Below are 22767 nucleotides of genomic sequence, written 5' to 3'. Positions count from 1 at the left end.
ATACGTCTTTTTCTGTCAAAAAACAGTAGAAATCTGTTGTTTTTTTCACCCTGACTCTCTATAATAGTTAAGAACTATTATGGTCTTAACAGGAGGACGCACGAATTGTTGAATAAATCAGATTTGATTAATACCAATCTATTTACATCCTTCAATCAAAATCTCAGCTGCGATACTGATTATTCTTCTCAAATTGAACAGATTGATTTCACAAAACATTTTGCTGTAGGAATTAGCTTTGGCTATCTTCGGGATATTTATAGCGATTCCATGGAACGCTCCTATCTCAAAACAACGCTCCTTCTCTTTACGCTTTACAATGAACTTGTGGAAGAATTTCGAAACAAAAAAATGGGGTTTATGATTGAATATTCTCAATTTATGATTACCATGCTCGGGGTTTTTTCGCTTGATGAACTTTCTACTTTTGTAACTAACTATATTACCCCTTTGCAAAAACGACTTTCAAATGAACTTGAAATCCCGATCTATATAGGCATAGGACTTCGGGCAAAAACGCTTCGTCAGGTTCATAATTCGCTTACAACGGCGCGTTATGCCTACCGCCTTTATTTCTTTGAGCCAAAATCCTTAATTGATTTTCAAGATGTAAAGCAAGCCTACAATCTGTCTCAAGAAGACTTTGACCGATTCTATAATGAAGCCTTACATGCCATCTTAATCAAAGACGATAGTGCTCTCGATAAGATTGATCATCTTGTTGATATCATCAGCAAGATTCATTTTGGAAATCATTTTGCGGTTCGTATGCGAACTATGAATATGACAGGTTCGTTAACCTCCAGCCTCCAAAAATACAAATTATTTGAAGGTGACTTTTACTTTCTACAAGACTCCTTGCAAGAAAAAGTATTAAATTCCATTACTTTTGATGAGCTAAAACAACATGTCCATGATTACTATGCGCGCTTTTTGCCTAACATATATAGCAGTGGTCGCTTATCCGGCTCGTCCATCATTGAAAAAGTAAAAACCTATATTCGAGAAAATTATATGGAAGAGTTATCTGTTGAGATTCTATCCGACATCGCCTGTGTCAGTCCTAATTACTTTAGTCATATGTTCAAAAAAGAAGTGGGATGCAATTATACTGACTATCTTAAGAAAATACGAATGGAACATGCACTTGATCTGGTTCTCAATACCGACTACTCCATCATGAAGATTTCCGAAGCCGTTGGATATTCTAACGCACGCAACTTTACAAATGTATTTAAAGAAGTATATGGCGAACCACCTACAAGATATAAAAAGAAAATCCAAAGCAAGGCTCATATCGTATGACAGAAAAAGAGGGTACAGCCCTCAAAGGCTGTATCCTCTTTTATTGAAAGGATTATTCCCATGCAATCAATCCACCGGTTACTGCCGGATCTACATCCGGGAACACATGCTCAGCATATGCTTTTGGAATATCTGTATATTTAAACTCATGACTGATAAGCGGAGTAATATCAAGCTTTCCATATTTAATCATATTTAAAAATACCTTGATATCTTCATCAGAAGTCCAAACATCGGCATTCTTATATGCATTTAATTTTTTACCCATAACAGGTGGCCAGGTTCCCTCAATCAGAAGGTCTGCTCTTTTCAGCTTATATGGCTTAGAATTTACATAAGTACCAATCAAGCTGGCACCTTTTTGCATAATCGGATCATCAATCGGTGGCATCTCCTGTCCATGTACCTGTGAAATCATTACCACGCGACCTCTTTCACTTACAAGTTGAGCTGCCTGCATAAGCGGTCCTCTTGCGCCGGTTGCTTCATAAATTACCGGAAGTCCATCAAGTCCTAATTCTTCTACAACTTTCTCAAGTCCCTTAGGATCCTCCTTTGTATTAATTGCATAATCAACGCCCATTGTCTTAGCCGCATCCAAACGTCCCTGATCCAAATCCGTTACAATTACCGGGCATGCACCTGCAAGTCTTGCGCACTGTGCTGTTATTGCTCCTACGAATCCCTGTCCAAGAACAGCACAAGGCTCGCCCATCTCTATTTTAGAACGACGAAGTGCATACATTCCTGTATGGCCAAGATTCCAAAAAGCTGCCTGCTTTAAGTCAACGCCTTCCGGGCAAAGTGTACAGTTAAGTTCTGACGTTACTACGTACTGCGCATGTTCTACCGTTGCCACAACATGATCGCCGACTTTGAATTCTTCAACGCCTTCTCCTACTTCAATTACTTCTGCAGCCATTGCATATCCAATTCCTGTTGGAAGTGGAACAATAGCATTGTGTAAAAGTCCACACTCTGTTCCCGGACTCATAGCACTATATTTCGCTTTTAATAATACTTCTCCTTTACCCGGTCCATTTATTTCTTTTTCTTTTAATTCAACCGAGCCATCAGCTTGTGCCTCTGCATAAATAGTTTTCATACTCATATACCTCGTTTCTTTATCCTTTTATAGTTTCTTCTGATAAATCAATTATGGCACAGATAATGACTCGTTAATAGGAGATTTCCTGTTAAAAAAGTTATAAAATCTGCTACATTCTAATCCAAATCCACACCAAAGGACGGGATGCTTACCCCATCATGGCTTTCGGAAATAACGCCTTCTTTTCCCATGCGCGAAAAGAATCCGTAAAAATTCCCATTATAAGAATATATTCCCGTCATAGAATGCCACTCTTCCGGCTCCATAAGATCCGGTGTATAAGGAAGTGGGCGGATTGGATATATTTTGGCCAACGGCGGATTATAAAACTCCATTGCAACATAATCATTGTCAATATTTTGCTTTACAATCTCTTTCCATTCTTCCTGTGTATAATTAATTCCCGCATAAACTCCTTTTGCATCATAATCATCCTCAGGCTTTAAGATCCATTCGGACGGATTGTCTTGTACCTGTGCAATATCCAATTCCTTATTATCACTTCTAAGACGAAAAGTCGGCAAGATATGTTCTTGAATAAATTCCCACTCTTCCTGATTCATAATCGCTTTCGTCTGTTCATCCAAAAGTGCGATATTAATCATCTTAGAATGTGTTACCGTAGTTCTAAAATGACCGATAATACATACCTTTTCCTGTGCAACAGCATCAATAAATGCCTTGCATTCCTCTTTATGTGCAACAATATCACTTGTTACCAGTCGTCTGTAAACCACGTGAAATCTGGTTCCATCTGTCGGATCTGTCAGATATTCTCCATCAAATGCCAGCTTTCTTGTATCTACAAAACGAACATTATATCCTTTTTTCTTAAATGCTTCTAAGAACCTTGTAATATCGCTCATTGTGACAGCATCCTCAAAGTCCGTAATCAGCACATTTGGATGTGCAATTGCATTCTTATCACTGCGATATGTCTTCATCATCTCATCCACCCACGAATCAAAAATATCAAATCGGGATATTTTATGATGTTTGGAAAATTCTTTAAAACTGTCTGAAAGCATTACCGCTTCACATCCCAAATTAGTTCTTGACATTGCCGCTGTTCCATCTGCATTAAATTCGCAAAATTTAAAACTCAAATCATCTTCACTTAAAAAAAAGTCAAATCTGCTCATAGGAAGCATTTCCTCATATCCACACGGCAAAAGAATTAGCTCTTCTACTTCTTTCGAAAAACAAAACAGCTTTCGATATTCCGGATGAGCAATATAATGTTTAATGACTTTACTTAAGATTGTATGTGTCATCGTACATACCTTCTTAAAAAACTCCAGTTCCTTCGCCGTATAAAATGTCGGGACAAAGGAAATCGGTGCCATAATTCCATAACAATGACCATCTGAATGATCGATATACTCTTTTGCCAACTCTTTTCCCTTTGCATCGCCTTTTAAATCACGAATAATCTTAAGATATTCATTTCGTTCTTGTTTCATTTACGTTTCCTCCAATCAGATGTGCAACTTTATTTTTATTTTATCATACTTTAACTGTACAAAAAAAGATATGGAGGTTATACGCCTCCATATCCTCTTATTACATGTGAAGTTTTACTTTGCAAAAAAGCCTTTGTAATCATAGCCAATTTGGGCGATTGCATCTCTAATAACAGATTCTTCAACCTGTTCTTCCGTACTAAAAGTTACAAGTCCCTTGCGATGTTTCGCCTTGACTTTTTTTGCCTGTGGCACCGCTTTTCGTATTGCTTCCGCAACATGTGCTTCACACATGCTACACATCATACCATCAACCTGTACTGTATTTTTTATCATCGATTTGTGTTCTCCATTATGACTTGCAAGGTTATTGGTGGAATGTGCACAGTGACTGCATCCACCTTCACAAGATGAGCATCCGGCGCAAGTCCCGGACTTGTGACTCTTCACCAATGCTCTGATGCACACTGCCACCAATGCAATAACCACAGCCCAAGCTATTATTTCACCCATAACTGCTCCTTTAGCAATTAGTTCACTGCTGCTTCTACTGATGTAATACTACGAGTAGACTCATCCGGCTTATATCCTTTTCTTACAAGAAGAACGATAATACCTACAATCAGAACAATTCCAACAATTGTCCAACCGTTAAATGCTACATCACCGCTGAACAATCCTCCAACTCTGTAAGCAATTAACGCAATTACATATGCCCATAAGCACTGGAATCCGATGGTTGCCCAAGTCCATTTTGCATTGTTCATCTCTCTTTTGATTGCTCCGATTGCCGCAAAGCAAGGTGCGCATAAAAGATTGAAGCACATAAATGCAAATGCAGATGCTGCGGTATAATCTGCAGCTACAGCAGCCCAAATCTGCTCACCATTTTCTCCAAGTTCTTCCGTAGAATCATCATAGTTGTAAAGAACTCCAAATGTACCTACTACATTTTCCTTTGCAATAAGTCCTGTAACAGTAGCTACGGTTGGTTTCCAAGAATTAAGACCCTGTGGTACAAAGATTACGGATACTTTCTGTCCGATTGCAGCTAAGATAGATGAATCCATTGCATTAACTTCATCTACTGAAACGTTCATATCATCCGCAACGGACTGCACATAGCTTTCTGTTGCCACTGCCGGATCTTCGTATAAGGTATTCACATTACCGAATTGACCGTTTACAAAACCAAAGTTTGACAAGAACCAGATTACAATTGTTGCAAGCACAATAACGCTACCTGCTCTCTTAATAAATGACCAACCACGTTCCCACATAGCACGAAGTACGTTTCCTACAGGTGGTAAGTGGTATGCAGGAAGTTCCATAACGAAAGGTGCCGGTTCTCCTGCGAATGCCTTAAATTTCTTTAAGATGATACCGGTTAAAACAATTGAAGCGATTCCGATAAAATATGCTGAAACTGCAATCAATGCACTTCCGCCAAATAATGCACCTGCGATCAAACCAATGATTGGCATCTTAGCACCGCATGGCATAAATGTTGTTGTCATGACTGTCATCTTACGATCTCTCTCGTTTTCAATTGTACGAGAAGCCATAACACCAGGAACTCCGCATCCGGTAGCTACAAGCATCGGAATAAAGGACTTTCCGGACAATCCAAACTGACGGAAGATTCGGTCCATAACAAATGCGACACGGCTCATGTATCCAATATCTTCAAGGATTGCCAATAACAAGAATAATACGAGCATCTGTGGTACGAATCCAAGAACTGCTCCAACACCGGCTACAATACCGTCTTGCACAACTCCGTATACAACGGATGTATCTGCAACGCCAGCGCCTGCAAATAAGGCATCAATTGCTCCAGGCACCCATTCACCAAAGATTACATCATTTGTAAAATCTGTTGCCATAGTACCGATGGATACAACCCATCCGCCCATAGAAATTGCATAAACAAGGAACATAATTCCAACAAAGATCGGAATACCCAAAATACGATTGGTTACAATCTTATCAATCTTATCGGAAACTGTAAGATCGCTCTTCTTTCCTTTCTTTTCAACTGCATCAGTGCAAACGTTCGTAATATAAGTATATCTTTCATTGGTGATAATTGATTCTGAATCATCATCCTGAGATTTTTCTACATCTGAAACAATTTTCTCCAGAGCATTTGCTTTTTGAGTATTTAAAGAAAGACTTTCTAACACTTTCGCATCACGCTCAAACAACTTGATGGAATACCAACGCAAAAGACTTGCATCTACAAGACCATCAATCTGTGCTGCAATCTGATCGATCGCTGTCTCAATTTCAGCCGAAAATGTAACCGGTGCAGTCACATGCTTTTTCTTAGCTGCCTTCACAGCCAATTCCGCTGCCTGTGTTACGCTCTCTCCCTTTAATGCTGAAATCTCAATAACCTCACATCCAAGCTGCTCAGATAATTTCTTGACATTAATCTTATCGCCTTTTTTACGTACCAAATCCATCATGTTTACTGCCATGACAACCGGAATACCAAGTTCAATCAGCTGTGTTGTAAGATATAAGTTACGTTCGATATTCGTACCATCTACAATATTTAAGATGGCATCCGGTTTCTCATTAACCAGATAAGTTCTTGATACTACTTCTTCTAATGTATATGGTGAAAGAGAATAAATACCCGGAAGGTCTTGGATAATGACTTCCTTGTTTCCTTTTAACTTACCCTCTTTCTTCTCAACAGTTACACCCGGCCAGTTACCTACATACTGATTCGAGCCTGTCAAAGAATTAAATAATGTTGTTTTACCACAGTTTGGATTACCTGCGAGTGCTATCTTAATAGCCATAATCTGTTATATCTCCTTTCATGTAGGATAGAACCAAAACCCTATTCTACCTCTATCATTTCTGCATCATTTTTTCGAATTGATAATTCATAACCACGAATATTCAACTCAATAGGATCCCCCAATGGTGCTACTTTTCTCACATTGATTTCAACGCCTTTGGTGATTCCCATATCCATGATACGGCGTTTCACCGGTCCTTCTCCATGGAGTTTAATCACCTTGCATGATTCTCCAACCTTGATGTCTTTCAATGTCTTCATCGCATTTTCCTTTCTAGCCAACCATGATTCTACGGGCCATTGTTTCGTCAACTGCGATTCTTGCATCCTTCACCTGCAAAATCAAATTCCCTCTCGCATTGCTTATTACAGTGATCATCTCACCTGCCACAAATCCAAGTTCGGATAAATGTTGACGAATGTCATCCGACCCTGTAATTCTCACAATCATGACGCTTTTCCCTGTTTCAATCATTGTAACTGGCATTCTACACATCCTTTTCTAAATTTTGTTAATTATCTCTAACACGAAGTTCATTATACTAGTCCATCTCTCTTTTTTCTCGTACATCACTTCGTTTTTTGTTTTCTATCATACACTTTTTGTTATGTTGTATTGTTTTTTTGCTTTTTTACCAAAAACGGGCATATTTCAATAAATATACCCGTTTTTCGCTATTCACATACTAATCCTGATGCGATATTTTGATCTATTGCCTGTCGTATTTTCTGCCACTCATTATCGGTCTTATTCATATTTTGCCGAATCACATTAAGACATCCCGTGAAGCGAAATACGTAAATTGCTTCTATCTGCATTCTTGACATATGCATCTGCTGTTCTAATTTTCCCAACTTAGGTCTTACCTCAATTGCCAAAAATTGATTTACAACCTGATTCAACAGTTCTGGATTTGTCAATATATTCTGGTATTTCGGATTCTGTCTGATAAATTCACAAAGTGGCATGGCACTTTTAGAAGTATCCTGTTTTATATCTGCCGACTTTCGAAATGAAGAAACATGTGCAAATACATCTTTTAGCACTTCATCTAACACTTCAGGGATTCCTCTATAATGCTGATAAAAAGTGCTGCGACTGATCTGTGCTTCATTGCAAATACTTGTTACCGTAATATTTCCGTATTTTTCATTCTGCATCAAATCAATAAATGTATCTTTAATATTTAAGCGCGACCTGACAGCTCGCTTATCCATACTCTTTTTGGTCATATGCCCCTCTTTTGTCTTTGCTGATTTTTACTATCTTTACTACAGAAACTCTGGGATCCTATTGTTTTGCATGATCTGCTCATATGTCTGTGGTTTTACAATCCAATCGCTCTTTCCTTCTTTTACCATTACTACCCCCGGAATCGGATTATTGTTATAATTCGATGCCATGGAATAACCATAAGCTCCAGTAGAATAAGTTGCCAGTAAATCTCCCATTTCAACAGAATGCGGTACCTTAAAATCATGTAATATGATATCTCCGGACTCGCAATACTTTCCGCACACCGTGACAACCTCATCCGGTGTTTCTTCTGCTTTATTGGCAAGGACACCGGTATACTCTGCCTGATACAACGCCACTCGAATATTATCACCCATACCACCATCTACGGAGATATATTTGCGTAGTCCTTTAATTTCTTTAATCTGGCCAATGGTATATAAGGTAATTCCCGCTTCTGCAACCATGGATCGTCCCGGTTCAATCACTGCAGCCGGACACTCGATTTCCATCTCATCCGCCCGTTTTTTTAGACGTTCCATTAAAGGATCTAAGAAAAAGCGATATGGCTTTCTTTCTTCATCTGTATATGTGACACCAAATCCGCCGCCAAAATTTACTTCTCTTATCACAGCTCCATAGGTATCCTTAATCTTTTTCGCCCAATCCATCAAAACATCGAGTGCTTCTAAAAACGCTTCATTTTCAAAAAGCTGTGATCCTATATGCATATGCAATCCTACAAATTCCAGATATTGACTGTCGATTACACTTTTTACAATAGGCATAAATACCTCTTCATCCAATGGAATACCGAACTTCGAATCTTTCTTGCCGGTCACAATATAATCATGTGTACTTGCTGCGACTCCCGGTGTAATACGAATCATGATATTCATCTTCTTATCATATTTCTTACAAGCCTCTTCGATAAGTGCCACTTCCTGAAGACCATCTAGAATGATTCGTCCAACTCCATATTCCACAGCCTGATCAATCTCCGCAGGCGTTTTATTATTTCCGTTAAATTCTACATATTCTGCCGGAAAATTCACTTTCTGCGCCGCAAACAATTCGCCTCCGGATACAACATCAATACATGCCCCCTCCTGCTTCAATATTTCATACATCGCTTCTGTACAAAATGCTTTAGAAGCATATGCAATACGCGCGCCCGGATATCGATCGGTAAAATCCTGCTTTAATTCCTGCAGACGATTCTTAATATCCGTATATGACATTACATATAATGGTGTTCCATAGGTTGCCGCAAGTTTCGTAGTATCACAGCCATCGAAAAACAATGTATTATTTTTTATTTCTTTGACATCTTGATTCATTGTATTAGTTCTCCTCTACCCTTTTATTTTCCTGTGTTTTGTCCCGAATCAATGAAATGATATGGTGTCATCTGATATTCTTAAAACTCTAAATCCCTCAGCGGATTCTTGTTTGTTTCTACTAATATCATTACCCTAATTATATCTACCCAGTTAGGAATGTCAACTTTTAAGCCTTAGCTTATCCAGGCTTTTTTGTTTCGGAAAACAGCATCTTTCAATTGACAAATCATTCACTTAATAATAAAGTAGAAACACTATATGTAAACGACAGGAGCCCTCTTTATGAATAACCAGAAATCATTGGGAATCATCGCACTGTTGATTTCCGCTTTTTTATGGGCAACCGCCAGCATCTTTGTCAAACAATTGATTGAAGATATCCCGCCTTGCTTTCTTTTGGCAGCGCGATATGTTCTAGCTGCTGTTGCAACCATCATCATCTATGCAAAACGTTTGAAAAAAATAAAGAAAGACATGCTTATTGCCGGTTTTTGGATGGGACTATTTTTATTTGGTCAATTTATAACATTTACAATCGGACTGCAATATACTACAACTTCGCGTTCCTCATTTTTGATTGCTTCTTATATTATCTTATTACCGCTTGCCTATTGGATAATACGAAGAAAAAAGCCGGGCGTAAATGATATTTTGGTTGCTGTAGTCTGCATGATTGGCATCTGCTTTATTTTAGGCGGTAATCTTGACGGCTTTCAGATTGGAGATCTTTATTGTGTGGCCTGTGCAGCGGATTATGCTGCATATATCGTCATATCTGCCAAGTATTCAAGACGCTATGACGGTGGTTTATTAAATCTCATTCAGATTACCACAACTGCAATTTTGGCAACGCTTTGTTCTTTGCTTGTACAAGATTACCATATCTCGATTACTCCGGGACAATTTGGCGGTCTTTTGTATCTTGCCATCGGCTGCTCCGTCATTCCATTCTTCTTGTGTATATTCGGAATGAAACGTGTCTCTACAACGACCAGCGGAGTACTGCTTTCTTTTGAATGCGTTTTTACATCCATCATGGGAATTTTAGTATTAAACGAAAAGATGTACTGGCAGTTCGCTATAGGCGGCGGCATTGTTGTCCTGGCATTTATCCTATCCGAAATGCCTCTGATGCGAATGATCTCAAAAAAAAGCATTCGATTACGCCGTTTGTAATCGAATGCTTTATCTTTATTGAAGAAATCCCATCTTGTGTTTATGAAGCGTTAACGCTTTAATTCTACTTCCTCATTAACGCCAACTTTCTTTCTAATTACCATAAGAACAGCAAGCATAAGTACTACACCGATAATCAGACAGATGATTGGATTTTTTATAAATCCTGCAAAAATATATGTTACCGCCGATACTCCTGCCACCGTCAGCGCATAAGGCAATTGCGTATTGACATGATTAATATGATTACACTGCGCACCTGCAGATGCCATAATCGTAGTATCGGAAATCGGAGAGCAATGATCGCCGCATACAGCGCCTGCCATACAAGCCGAAATTGCAATCACCATCATCTTCGGATCATCCGGGAAGATTGCAACAACAATTGGAATCAAAATACCAAATGTTCCCCATGATGTACCGGTTGAAAAAGCAAGTCCCACACCTACCAAAAATACAATTACCGGAATAAAAATCGCCAGACTGGCCGGTGCGTTGCTCATAAGTTCTCCAACGAACTCTCTTGCTCCAAGTGTTGTCGTAATTCCTTTCAAACTCCAGGCAAATGTCAAAATCAAAATAGCCGGAACCATCGCCTTAAACCCTTCAATAAGACAACCCATACATTCTGTAAACTTCATGCTTCTTCTGGCCATGTAATAGATAATGGCAAAAATTATCGCAAAGAAACTTCCCACTACAAGACCTAAGGATGCATCACAGTTTGCAAATGCATTTATAATACCTTCACCGGCAAAGAATCCACCTGTATAAATCATACCTAAAACACAAAGAACTATTAAGACAAATACCGGCAACAGCATATCCATCACAATAGCTCGACTATTATCCTTCTCCTCGTTATCTTCCGGTACAACTCTTTGTCCTTCTGTAAAAAGATCGCCATGTGCTGCATGATTCTCGTGAATTCTCATCCTACCATAATCAACACGACTGAAAATAATGAAAAACAGCATAACAATTGTAAGCAAAGCATAATAATTATATGGAATCGCCTGCAAAAATATCAAAAAGCCATTCTGGTCTTCCGGCACATTACCGGTTACTGCTGCTGCCCAAGATGAAATCGGCGCAATGATACAAATCGGTGCTGCCGTCGCATCTATAATATAAGAAAGCTTTGCTCTTGATACGCCAAACTTGTCTGTTATCGGTCTCATAACCGAACCAACTGTAAGGCAGTTGAAATAGTCATCAATAAAGATTAACATTCCAAGCACTACGGATAAACACTCCGCACCCTGACGACGTTTAATATGTCTAAATGCCCAGCGTCCAAATGCTGCCGCTCCTCCGGATTTATTCATCATCGCCACAATTGCTCCCAAAATCACAAGGAACATCAAGATTCCGACATTATAACTATCAGCCAATACCGGAACGATACCATTTTCCAATACGTTACGCATTCCAACTTCAAATATACCATTCGAAGCCAGTACACCACCTACAATAATACCAATCACAAGCGAAGAATATACTTCTTTTGTGATGAGGGCAAGCACAATTGCCACCAGCGGCGGAAGCAATGCCCAAAATGTTCCAAACAGATTCGGTGTCGGCAGTTCATCTCCCGGTGCTGCCAAAGCAATCTTCGGAAAAACCATGCAAAAATAAACTGCCCACAAGCTAAGTGGTAGCAACTTTTTCATTATTTGTCTTTGGTTAGATTTTGATTTCATATCAATTTTCCTCTCATTTTTATTCACTTTTTCCATTTTACATATCTATACCACATCTTGCAACACCGGCTACGCGTAAAAAGGGAGCGATGATGCATCTTCACATCATCGCTCCCGTATCAAGACCCACCTACGCTAACGCTTAGTGAGGTGGGGGATTTCTCCGACTGAGTTATAATTGGCTTTTTTCTAATGCCTGTGAAAGATCTTCGATAATATCCTCAACATTTTCAATTCCTACAGAAAAACGAATCATGTCCGGATTCACACCACCTGCAAGCAATTCCTCATCTGTCATCTGTCTGTGTGTTGAGGACGCTGGATGAAGAACACAAGTATGCGCATCCGCTACATGCGTTGCGATAATCGCAAGTTTTAGATGTTTCATGAATTCTTCGGCTCCTTTTCTGCCGCCTTTTACGCCAAATGAAATGACACCACAAGAACCATTTGGCAGATATTTTTGAGCCAATTCATAATAACGATCATTTTTCAGACCCGGATAAGTAACATAAGAAACGGCAGGATTGCTTTCCAAAAATTCCGCAACCTTCTGTGCATTTTCACAATGTCTTTGGATTCGAACAGCCAATGATTCAATTCCAAGATTTAACAAATAACTATTCATTGGTGATGGAATCGATCCCAAATCTCGCATCAGCTGTGCTGTTGCCTTTGTGATAAATGCTTTTTCATTTCCAAATTTTTCAACATAAGTAATGCCATGATAAGATTCATCCGGTGTACATAATCCCGGAAACTTTTCTTTGTGTGCCATCCAGTCAAACTTACCGGAATCAATAATCGCTCCACCTACTGTAGCATCATGACCATCTAAATATTTTGTTGTTGAATGCGTTACAATGTCCGCTCCCCACTCAAACGGTCTGCAATTAATCGGTGTTGCAAATGTATTATCCACAATAAGTGGCACTCCATGCTTATGTGCTACATCAGCAAATCGTTCTATATCAAATACAATCAATGCCGGATTCGCAATTGTTTCACCAAATACAGCTTTTGTATTAGGCTTAAATGCTGCTTCTAATTCTTCATTTGTACAATCCGGATTTACAAATGTAAAATCAATTCCCATACGACGCATTGTTACATTAAACAAGTTGAATGTCCCGCCATAAATCGATGTGGACGCAATGATATGATCGCCGGCCTGTGCAATATTAAATACTGCAAAAAAGTTTGCCGCTTGTCCGGAAGAAGTCAGCATTGCAGCCGAACCGCCTTCTAACGCTGCAAGCTTAGCTGCCACCATGTCATTGGTTGGATTTTGAAGTCTGGTATAAAAATATCCCTCTGCTTCAAGGTCGAACAATTTACCCATATCTTCGCTTGTATCATATTTAAATGTTGTACTTTGAACGATTGGAATCATACGTGATTCCCCATTCTTTGGCTGGTAACCTGCCTCTATACATTTTGTTTCCTGTCTCATAATGTCCTCCTTTTGGTTAAACCATTGATGACATCATAACATACCGGCTGAAAAATGCAATATTCGTATAGTGTAACATGATAAAAATCTGATATAATAGGTCGCATGAGATTAGAATCAAATTTTAGGAAACGAACATTCATAAAAATTACGGCTTTCCTGATAAGCCTATGCCTCACGGTAACATTACTGACAGCTTATACGCACCCGATTGTATGTGACGGCGCACAAGTCCAAACGGTTAGCGTAAATGCTCAAAACATCGATGCGGCAGCTTTGCAAATTGACACTTTGCTTATGCAGGAAAAATCTGTCACCTTAAAAGTCAAGGGCAAACAGACCGCCTCAGCCAAACTAATCGCAAAGCTCCAACGAAAAATCAAAAAAACAAATGGCCAGGGAGTTATCTTCCACTACTCGTTTGTAAAAACGAAAGGAAAACGTACAACCTATTCCATCTCTTCTGCTCAAGCTTCTTTATATAAGTATAGTGTCAAATTCATAAAAAAACTCTATACAACAGAACGAGCCAAATATACAAATGATGCAACCGCTTTAATCGCTCAGGATTATTATGCTTATCCAAAAGAGACAACCAGAATGCTTCGAACAGCATATGATATGATCAGCATCTGGCTAGATTACAACTATAATGACAGTTTGATTGGACAATATGCAGATGAAGATATGACGGTCATTATTGAAAATCAATCTATCAAAACCAATGCTGCTACACTGGCCCGCTCGAATCGCAAGACGTATAAATCCTTGTTAAAAAAAATAGATCTTTCTGTCATCATCAAAAAGATTACGGTTTCAGATGATAACACGGTTTTTGTCACCCTCAAAAGCTTTCGTGAATTCAAAAAGATAAAAAAAGTAAAAAGCTTATTTACAAACAAATCATTCTGGTATGAAACTTATTATTCTACAATCGACAATAAAAAATCTGCAAAAAAATCAAACCTGTCCGACCCAAATGCTCATACTCTCATGCTTACCAATCAAACTTCTATTCTTGTCGCACAAAGCGACTTTTACCGGCTAAGCAATGCTATGAAGATCTGGGCAATTGCGGATAGCGGTTACTTTGCCTGTAATACAACGCGCCCTGCATATGGCATGCTTTATCGACTTCACAAAGGCACTTATGATATGGGTGCAAAAGGGATGAAATATCTCTATCGCAACAAAGCCACCGGCAAATGTATTCATTATGCTTCCTATGAAGAACTGACCTTTAAGCAACTTGGCATATATGTAGATAAATGCGCATACTTTAATCATGCCTGGACGGTTGTTCGCGTCAAAAATTCTGATGGTAAGGTTTTGTGGATTCCTTTTGATTATGGTATCGGTCCAAGCACCAAACTGGCCGTCTCATCTTCTGTCAAAAACAAATATCTTAAAACCGAAGCGATGCGTTATCGCACCTATCTATGCATGACCAAGGGTGCTCCTACTTATAAAAATTTCAAAACATCTGACTTCAAATAATTAATGGGCTGTTGCACCGCTGCAACAGCCCATATCCTTGTTTACATTACTTTCCAAAACGCTTCCCTTAGCATGGCCTTAAGTTATCCAGCCATTCGGTATAATACTCCATAAAAATAGCCTTCTCCTTCTTCGTAATAATAAGGCATCTTCTCTGTGTAAAGCAAGATCCAACCTTTCTTTCCATTCATGGAAAACTGTCCATATAATTTTTTATTTTTATATTTTACTTTCTTTATTTTTACTACCGAATCTTTTGTTGCTTTGAATGCTACCGTAGAACCACCTGCTTTTGTCTTAAATGTCAAATCCTTAGAGCATACATATTTTGATTGTTTAAAGTACGAAGCATATCCATCCTCGACACTAAAATCTCCAACTGCGCTTTCCACACTGGTTGAAGTTTTAGAAACCAGCTTCATCTTCCCTTTTTTATATTTGTAGGTTAACGTCAGATTCAACCCTGCTGTTGTCTGTGGTTGTGCATAAGCCGCTACTGTAATCTTATCCTTCTTAGCTGTAGTAACATCCGTAACTTTAAGGATTCCATTAAATACATTTTGCAGATTTACGACCTTCTTAAACTTACCGGTTGAGTTGTCATATCGATAGATACAATTATATTCAACATAATCGCTGGCTCCGGTTGTATAAAGCTGAATAAATTCTCTTGATTTTGAGGTCTTAATATAGCGAACATATATACTAAAACTTTCTTCTAGATTCTTCACCGTAAGTGCCGTCTTCCCATTAACCTGCACCAGAAACTTGTTTATGATTTCATCCGACACAGATGGATAGATTGTAATCTTATCTTTCTTTCCATCATGTGTGACGTCTTCTTTAAACGCCATTGACCCGCTGTCCACACGACCAACTTTTTTTACATGTGTTGCTGCCTGTGCCCCAGCAGGAAACATCGTGATACCAATTGCGCATGCAGCTGCAATGGCAATGCATTTTTTTATGCTTGTTTTCATATTTCTAATCCTCCTCACAACAATAGATTGTATCAAATCTATTATTATTTTAGCACTTTCCCCATCAGCTTCCAGAAATACTCCAAATTGAAACAATAGTTAAAAATTTGTTAACTTTTTTCTTTTTTTTGCAAAAAACATCTATGCTTATAGAAATTACAAAAGAACAAAGCATGTCGCTTGCGACATGCTCGCGCCGAGCGCGGTTGCAGAATGCAACATTTTCATCTCGCGCGAGTGCGCATCCTTAGTGGAGCGTTTTTTGTTTAATAGGAAATGCAGAGCAATTTCCTATTAAAAAAAAAGAGACTGCACATCTCTCATCCCATGATGTACAGTCCCCTATATTCTCAATAATTACATACAGGTATATCCGCCATCTACCGGAACCATAATTCCGTTTACATATGACGAAGCTTCTGATGCAAGGAAGATTGCTGCTGTATCAAGTTCTCCCTCATTACCATATCGTTCCAATGGAATCATGGTCTTCGCATTTTGCTGGAAGAAATCAGAATCCAGTGTTTCCTTTGTCAGCGGTGTATAAAAATAACCCGGGCAAATAGCATTTACGGTGATACCATACTTACCCCATTCAGAAGCCAATGCTCTTGTCAGGTTAACAACACCACCCTTTGCTGCATGATACGGAGCCGATCCTGCAATCTTATTTCCAACAAGACCGTACATGGATGCAATATTAATTACACGGCCATATTTTTGCGGAATCATTGCCTTTTTCGCAACTGCTCTAGCGACCTTAAATGTTCCAAATAAATCAATCTGCATCTCGTTATCAAACTGTGCATCTGTTATATCTTCTGCCGGTGCAACTGCTCCCGTTCCTGCGTTATTGATTACAATATCAATATGTCCAAATTTATCAATAATTTCATCTACTACAGCATCTACCCGTTCTGTGTCCGTGATATCACACTGAATCGGATAAGCTTCTACGCCAAATTCATCTGTCAGCATCTTGGCAACTTCCTGCAACTTTTCAAGACGACGTGCAATCGGTACAATTGTAGCACCTTGATTCGCCAGTGCCTTTGCCATCTGTACGCCCAATCCGCCTGAGCATCCTGTCACAAGTGCAACTTTTCCTTTTAAATCAAAATAATTCTTCATGATAGTAATACCTCCTAAAACTTTGCTTGTGAATAAACTTTTTATTCAAGTTTTGTAATGATATCTTTCCATCTGAGAATCATTGTAGTCCATTTGTCACTTTTGTTCAATAGTTACTTTTTTCTCACCTTGCTTTAGGGCAATATGCACAATTCCAGACCATATTGTTTGTCAAATTAATTTTCGTTCGTCTCTTGCATTTTCTGTTCCATGTGACTAATTCCGGTTTTCTGCTCAGTTTTTTGTTCAAACTGCTACATCGCATTCTTTTCCTTATGCGTTAATTCCCTGCGCTACTTTTTTTCTTATATATCTTGTCAACAATCGCCCTGCCGGAATTGCAAGAATTGTCATAAATTTCCTTGGTGACTCTTTAATAAAATCGGAATTACCGCTAATCTGACTGCTGGACACATAATGCACACAGGTCATAAACTTCCTTTTCAAGCCTTTATCATAACGCATATCCACCTTACGCATAAAGGCAAATCCCTTAGGATTATTCAGATATTGCTTATACATATTATTCGAAGAACCGTCTGCCTGATACTCTACAAGGCACACCGGTTTATCCATGATCAAAAGTTCATATTCTTGATCTGCCAATAAATATTTATATCCCAATGAAACATATTTTTCGCTCGGAAATACCGGATATTCCGGAAATTGTTTCATGACCTGCGTTCGATAAATCAATTTCTTATCTCCGCTTCCGCCTCTTGCATAATAGCCACAAAGCGTCGTTGACTTTCGATCATTTTCCAGTCTTTTACCAATGACATTTCCCGCAAAATCCGTATCAAGCGCTATTATCCCGGAATACTTCTTGCTTCCATTTTCTTTCCAGAAATTTACAATCAGCTCAACCGCATCATCACTCATATAATCATCGGAATCAATGCATACGTTAAGCTCTGTATCAATCAATTGATAGGCACGGTTATGAGCCGTATGCATACCGCCATTTTCCTTATATTCGTAACGAATCTCAAATGGTAAATCAAGACTCATCCACTCTTCTACCAGTTCCTTTGTATGATCCGTAGATCCATCATCGATAATCAGCCACAAAAAATCATCACACGTTTGTCTTTTCAAGCTTTCGTAACATCGATTTAATGTGTGTGCTCTGTTATATGCCGGGGTAAACACGGTCAGTGTAACAGAATCCGGTTTCATTTCATTACGATTACTCTTCATAGGCTTTACAATAAAACTCCTCTAACTTTTTCACATTTTCATGAATATCATATCCGGCCTTACAAATCATTTCATAAGTATCCGTTTTTTGATATTGCGTAACCTCTTTAACAATCTTCTTTGCCCAATCACGCGGGGATTCCTGCAGGGATATTCTACGCACATTTGGCGTAATGGCACTTTCTTTAGGCTGCTCTTTTGAAATCATACACAAATTGCCTCCCGCCTGTGCTTCTACCATCGTAACCGGAAATCCCTCAAAAAGCGATGGAAACAAAAACACATCAAATATCTGCATCAAGTCATTTACATCATCTCTGCTCCCCAAAAATCGAACATGATCTGTCAGCTTATTTTCCTCGACCTGTGCTTTAATCCGTTCCATCAAATATCCGACTCCCACCAGCAAAAGCACCGCATCACTCCGTAATCGAACCACTTCTTTAAAAATTTCGATCAAATAGGTATGATTTTTTTGTTTATTAAATCTTCCCACATGACCTACAACCAGCTGATTCGGCATTAAGCCCAGACTTTTTCTTACGCTTGCAGCCTTTTGCGGATTATAACGAAACTTTTGTGCATCAATGGCATTATTCATATGAATAAATTCCTTGCGGTGCTCTTTTCCATAAAGCCAGTTTGCTGCTTCCTCTCCGCAAGTAAACATATGCGTAATATGCGGCATCATCTTTTTCTTAAAACGATTTCGCATAATCATCTTGATATCCCAACCATGAGGTGCATTATGCGCATGACAGATTCGGATCTTAACTCCCTGTTTTTCGGCTTCTGCAAAAGCAAAATAACCAAGCTCCGACATATGCGAATGAATAATCTTGTATTCCTTGTGCTCTTTGAAAAACTCTTCTAACATCTTTTGATATGCTTTAAAATTTTTCGGATAAATCGGAATCATTCGATAGATTTTTCCACCAAGAGCTTCAATTTCATCATCATAAGCTCCTCGTTGTGAACGATGCACCAAAAAATCAAACTGAATCTTACTTCTATCTATATTTCGATAATAGTTCATCACCATCGTTTCCGCTCCGCCGCGGTTCATGATTGTGAACATATTTAAAATTCGAATCGGCCCTTTCATTCTAACCACTTCCTATCTTCTTTTGAATGATACTAAGCAGCAAATAAACTCTTCTCGCATTTTGTTTCTTTCCTGCTGTATAAAAGATTTTCCAATGTAGTGGAAAATACGAATAATCCAACTGTTCATATGCCTCCTGATATTGTGGCAATGCCAAAATAGCTCTTATTTTTTCCATCTTTTCTGCTTTCGAAAGATTTCCTGCCATCAGGTTCAATCCCTGTCCTAAAAGGCTTAGCGCAATTCGGTTCTTGCGAGCGATTTCATATTGAGCCGGCAAATGATGCATCTTTATATATTCTTTCATAATCTGAAAAAGTTTCTGCCATTGTGAAAACAACTCCGGTTTGTAACTTGAGGTAATCGATGCAACATTATCCTTTCGATAATGATAAAAATATTCTTGCATATAAACAATCTTTTGCGCATACCCTGTGACAAAGAGATTGAACATCCCATCTTCATATGTTCCAATTTCACGAATATCAACAAACGAAATATCATGCTTTGTAATCAATTCTCTTTTATAGAGTTTCCCCCAAACCGGGCACAGCGCATCTGCGCTTTCAACATGCGCAAGTTCTTCTCCAATCAGCCCAATAAAACGCCGATGAATTTTTTCTTGTACCTGCTCTTTTTCAAACACCCGATAATCAAAATCAAATATTTTCTTTTCTAACGAATGATCTTTAAACTCACGCACATAAGACCACATCACAATATCGGCCTGTTCTTGTTCCATGACGGATAATGCTTTTTCCACGGTTCTTTCGTCGGTCCAATCATCTGCATCAACAAACATGACATAATCTCCAGTTGCCTCTGACAGACCGGCATTTCTAGAAACCGATACACTTTGTTGCAATACCTCCAGGTATCTAATACGTTCATCGAGGCTTTGGTATTTTTGAAAAATATCTTTGCTTTGATCCGTGGAGCCTCCATCCACACAAATGATTTCAATATTGTGATAAGTCTGTCTAATCAAGCTGTCAAGGCATTGCTCTAAAAACGGACCATTATTATAATTTGGCACAATAATGCTTACTTTTTTATCCATACTTTCTTTCCATTCTGTCACGATACATATTGTAAATTCCTCTATGCTTTAATAGGAAGATAAAACGACGTCTGCTTTTTTGTGATACCATTTTATTTTCTTTATATCGTTTGATTACATCTTCCCGATACGACTTCATATCCTGCAATACCTCTTTATACTCCGGAAAGCCCTTTGCCTCATACATGATTGCCAAAACAACCTTTGCCACTTTCTCTAGCACATGCGGATAGACCTGCGGACAATTCTTTTCACATGTTTTCATCATCTGGATATAAGGTGCCAATCGTCTTAAATTATTTATTTTTGATTGTACTTTTGAAGACGAGTCACTGAATTGAAACCAAAGATAAAACTCCTGATTAATGACCGGCACTTCTTTTTGGTTCAGGAAAAATTCAAGATTAAAGATTCCAAATTCAAATGCAATATCACTTTGAAATTCCAGATTTTTTATCGCCTCTTTTTTGTAAATGCAATTCCAAACCGCCAGATATTTCCAGTCAACACTTCCGTCCGCATACATCATCTTTAAATAATCGGTTGCAGAAATCATTTCCACATCCTGCGTTCGATACTCATATTCGATAGATGGAATTCTGACATTCGTTGTCTTTTTTGCTCCGCACATTGCAACCGAAGAGTTTTTCTCTTCACAAATCCGATAAAGTGTCTCAAACATTTGCGGATAGATATAATCATCACAATCTACAAAGCCTATATAAATACCACTCGCAAGGCGCATTCCTTTGTTTCTGGCTTCTGCAACTCCGATATGCTCTTGCCTGATGACTTTAATGCGATCATCCTTAGCTTCATATTCCTCACAGATCTTCAAGGACTCATCCATACTGCCATCATCTACCAATAGAATTTCGATTTCCTTAAGTGTCTGATTGCAGATACTGTCCACACATCTTTTTAAATATTTTTCCCCGTTATAAATTGGTACAATGACCGATACTTTTACTTGTGTATTCTGTTCCATCTTTTCTCCCTAATTATTTCTTATAATATTGTTCTAATTGCTGTACCACTTTCGTTACATCCATCTGCTTCATCTTTTCTTCCAAAAGCGGTGGCAACTTTCTCTGTTGTAGCACTTCATTGATTTTTTTTGCCCATGTTTTCTCTCCGGCCTTTAACGAAATATAAACGCATCGACCAAGATCGGCATCACGCGGAATCGTATCCGAACAAATACATGGCACTCCGGATACCTGCGCCTCTACTAACGCAGTGGCAAATGCTTCAAATATCGATGTCATTAAAAAGCAATCACAGGCATGCAATATATCGGCAATATCATTTCGAACGCCCAAAAGCCATACATAATCCTGCATCTTTTTTTCTTCAATGCGTTGTTTTACCTGCGCTCGCATCTCTCCGTCTCCAACCCAGATATAATGATAATTTGGATTTAACTGATGCAATTCATACATCACATCAATTGCAAACAACGGATTCTTGACCGCTGACATTCTTCCGACCGTAACAATATACGTTTTACCAACCGGAAGATGATTTTCCATCAAAAATGCTTTCTTATCCATATGATTCCCCCGATACTCTCCAACATCAATTCCATTATAAACAACTTTACAATTATCTATAAACTGCCATTTACTACCGTAGAAATACTCATTCGCACTCGCGCTACAACCAAGTTTTATTGTGGCATTCTTTCGAATCAACCGGCGCATTGTTTTTTGATACATCTTAACAACAAAAGGTTTCCCGATATTTTGTGCATTTTGGCTCTGCGGAATATGTGCATGACAAATCCTAATGGGAATTCCTGCTTTTTTGGCTGCTCTTAGATTAACCCCGTTAAATAAATCCATATTCGCATGCACCACATCATAGGGACCTGTTTCTATCAACAGCTTCTTAAGCCTGATGTAATGTGCCATAATATTACGAATCCCATCTAGGTCATTAGTTCGGTATATTTTTACACCAAGTGCTTCTACTTCGTCTTCACGCTGCTGCTTAGCCCCCTTGTCAACTGCCATAATCAGTGAGATATCATATTCCTCGAAAGGCAAATGTTTCATCACACCAATAACAAAGCTTTCGATTCCACCTCTTGCCAATCCATGAAGAATGTAAACAATTTTTATCTTCTTCATATTTCCTAAACATCTCTCCCTAATATTATGCTTACTTATCATTTTACCATTTATAGTCT

20 protein-coding genes are annotated in these 22767 nt (G+C 38.6%); 3 read left to right on the top strand and 17 right to left on the bottom strand.

Going from position 1 to position 22767, the window contains the following annotated elements; translation table 11 throughout:
- Positions 1-105 precede the first annotated feature (105 nt).
- A complete protein-coding gene (locus BLS20_RS08200; protein WP_090173883.1) occupies positions 106-1305 on the top strand; it encodes a helix-turn-helix domain-containing protein in 1200 nt (399 codons plus the stop codon).
- Positions 1306-1357: 52 nt separating this feature from the next.
- Here the strand turns inward: BLS20_RS08200 and BLS20_RS08195 are convergent, their stop codons facing one another.
- The 8 genes from BLS20_RS08195 to lysA form a co-directional block, all read right to left on the bottom strand.
- Entirely contained in the window at positions 1358-2410 is a 1053-nt protein-coding gene (locus BLS20_RS08195; protein ID WP_090173882.1) for a zinc-dependent alcohol dehydrogenase, read from the bottom strand.
- A gap of 119 nt (positions 2411-2529) precedes the next feature.
- Positions 2530-3876, bottom strand: a complete 1347-nt coding sequence (locus tag BLS20_RS08190) for a glutathionylspermidine synthase family protein (protein ID WP_090173881.1) — start codon at positions 3874-3876, stop codon at positions 2530-2532.
- Between the two features lie 114 nt (positions 3877-3990).
- Complete coding sequence (locus BLS20_RS13930; RefSeq protein ID WP_242870553.1) at positions 3991-4389, bottom strand: cation transporter; 399 nt, start codon at positions 4387-4389, stop codon at positions 3991-3993.
- A 17-nt stretch (positions 4390-4406) separates the two neighbouring features.
- Complete coding sequence (feoB, locus tag BLS20_RS08180) at positions 4407-6689, bottom strand: ferrous iron transport protein B (protein WP_090173880.1); 2283 nt, start codon at positions 6687-6689, stop codon at positions 4407-4409.
- 41 nt (positions 6690-6730) lie between these two features.
- Positions 6731-6952, bottom strand: a complete 222-nt coding sequence (locus BLS20_RS08175) for a FeoA family protein (protein WP_090173879.1) — start codon at positions 6950-6952, stop codon at positions 6731-6733.
- Between the two features lie 13 nt (positions 6953-6965).
- The gene (locus BLS20_RS08170) at positions 6966-7178 is read right to left on the bottom strand and encodes a FeoA family protein (RefSeq protein ID WP_090173878.1); all 213 of its coding nucleotides are present in this window, start codon (positions 7176-7178) and stop codon (positions 6966-6968) included.
- 188 nt (positions 7179-7366) lie between these two features.
- Positions 7367-7924 (bottom strand): TetR/AcrR family transcriptional regulator, encoded by a 558-nt coding sequence (locus BLS20_RS08165; RefSeq protein ID WP_090173877.1) that lies wholly within the window; start codon positions 7922-7924, stop codon positions 7367-7369.
- Positions 7925-7963: 39 nt separating this feature from the next.
- A complete protein-coding gene (lysA, locus tag BLS20_RS08160; protein WP_090173876.1) occupies positions 7964-9268 on the bottom strand; it encodes a diaminopimelate decarboxylase in 1305 nt (434 codons plus the stop codon).
- Positions 9269-9553: 285 nt separating this feature from the next.
- On the opposite strand from lysA, the gene BLS20_RS08155 reads away from it, so the two are divergent.
- Complete coding sequence (locus BLS20_RS08155) at positions 9554-10447, top strand: DMT family transporter (RefSeq protein ID WP_090173875.1); 894 nt, start codon at positions 9554-9556, stop codon at positions 10445-10447.
- A gap of 50 nt (positions 10448-10497) precedes the next feature.
- Here BLS20_RS08155 and BLS20_RS08150 read toward each other — a convergent pair whose 3' ends face one another.
- Both BLS20_RS08150 and BLS20_RS08145 read right to left on the bottom strand, forming a co-directional pair.
- Positions 10498-12150, bottom strand: coding sequence for a Na+/H+ antiporter NhaC family protein (locus BLS20_RS08150; RefSeq protein ID WP_176762345.1), 1653 nt, complete (start codon positions 12148-12150; stop codon positions 10498-10500).
- A 172-nt stretch (positions 12151-12322) separates the two neighbouring features.
- The gene (locus BLS20_RS08145) at positions 12323-13603 is read right to left on the bottom strand and encodes an O-acetylhomoserine aminocarboxypropyltransferase/cysteine synthase family protein (RefSeq protein WP_090173874.1); all 1281 of its coding nucleotides are present in this window, start codon (positions 13601-13603) and stop codon (positions 12323-12325) included.
- A 105-nt stretch (positions 13604-13708) separates the two neighbouring features.
- Between BLS20_RS08145 and BLS20_RS08140 the strand changes: the two genes are divergently transcribed.
- Positions 13709-15100, top strand: a complete 1392-nt coding sequence (locus BLS20_RS08140) for a hypothetical protein (RefSeq protein WP_090173873.1) — start codon at positions 13709-13711, stop codon at positions 15098-15100.
- An 83-nt stretch (positions 15101-15183) separates the two neighbouring features.
- On the opposite strand, the gene BLS20_RS08135 is transcribed toward BLS20_RS08140, so the two are convergent.
- From BLS20_RS08135 to BLS20_RS08105, 7 genes are all read right to left on the bottom strand, one after another.
- Positions 15184-16080, bottom strand: a complete 897-nt coding sequence (locus BLS20_RS08135; protein WP_090173872.1) for a hypothetical protein — start codon at positions 16078-16080, stop codon at positions 15184-15186.
- A 357-nt stretch (positions 16081-16437) separates the two neighbouring features.
- A complete protein-coding gene (locus tag BLS20_RS08130; RefSeq protein ID WP_090173871.1) occupies positions 16438-17211 on the bottom strand; it encodes an SDR family oxidoreductase in 774 nt (257 codons plus the stop codon).
- Positions 17212-17484: 273 nt separating this feature from the next.
- Positions 17485-18411, bottom strand: coding sequence for a glycosyltransferase family 2 protein (locus BLS20_RS08125; protein WP_242870552.1), 927 nt, complete (start codon positions 18409-18411; stop codon positions 17485-17487).
- A complete protein-coding gene (locus tag BLS20_RS08120; protein ID WP_176762344.1) occupies positions 18401-19516 on the bottom strand; it encodes a glycosyltransferase family 1 protein in 1116 nt (371 codons plus the stop codon). The genes BLS20_RS08125 and BLS20_RS08120 overlap by 11 nt, the downstream gene beginning before the upstream one ends.
- A 1-nt stretch (position 19517) precedes the next feature.
- Positions 19518-20576, bottom strand: a complete 1059-nt coding sequence (locus tag BLS20_RS08115) for a glycosyltransferase family 2 protein (protein ID WP_090173870.1) — start codon at positions 20574-20576, stop codon at positions 19518-19520.
- Positions 20569-21564: a glycosyltransferase gene (locus tag BLS20_RS08110; protein WP_090173869.1), complete on the bottom strand. Its 996-nt coding sequence runs from the start codon at positions 21562-21564 to the stop codon at positions 20569-20571. The genes BLS20_RS08115 and BLS20_RS08110 overlap by 8 nt, the downstream gene beginning before the upstream one ends.
- A gap of 13 nt (positions 21565-21577) precedes the next feature.
- A complete protein-coding gene (locus tag BLS20_RS08105) occupies positions 21578-22708 on the bottom strand; it encodes a glycosyltransferase (RefSeq protein ID WP_176762343.1) in 1131 nt (376 codons plus the stop codon).
- Positions 22709-22767 lie beyond the last annotated feature (59 nt).

This window comes from Eubacterium oxidoreducens, from assembly GCF_900104415.1.
Classification (GTDB): Bacteria; Bacillota; Clostridia; order Lachnospirales; family Lachnospiraceae; genus Eubacterium_C; species Eubacterium_C oxidoreducens.
This window is presented reverse-complemented; position numbering and strand designations above follow the sequence as displayed.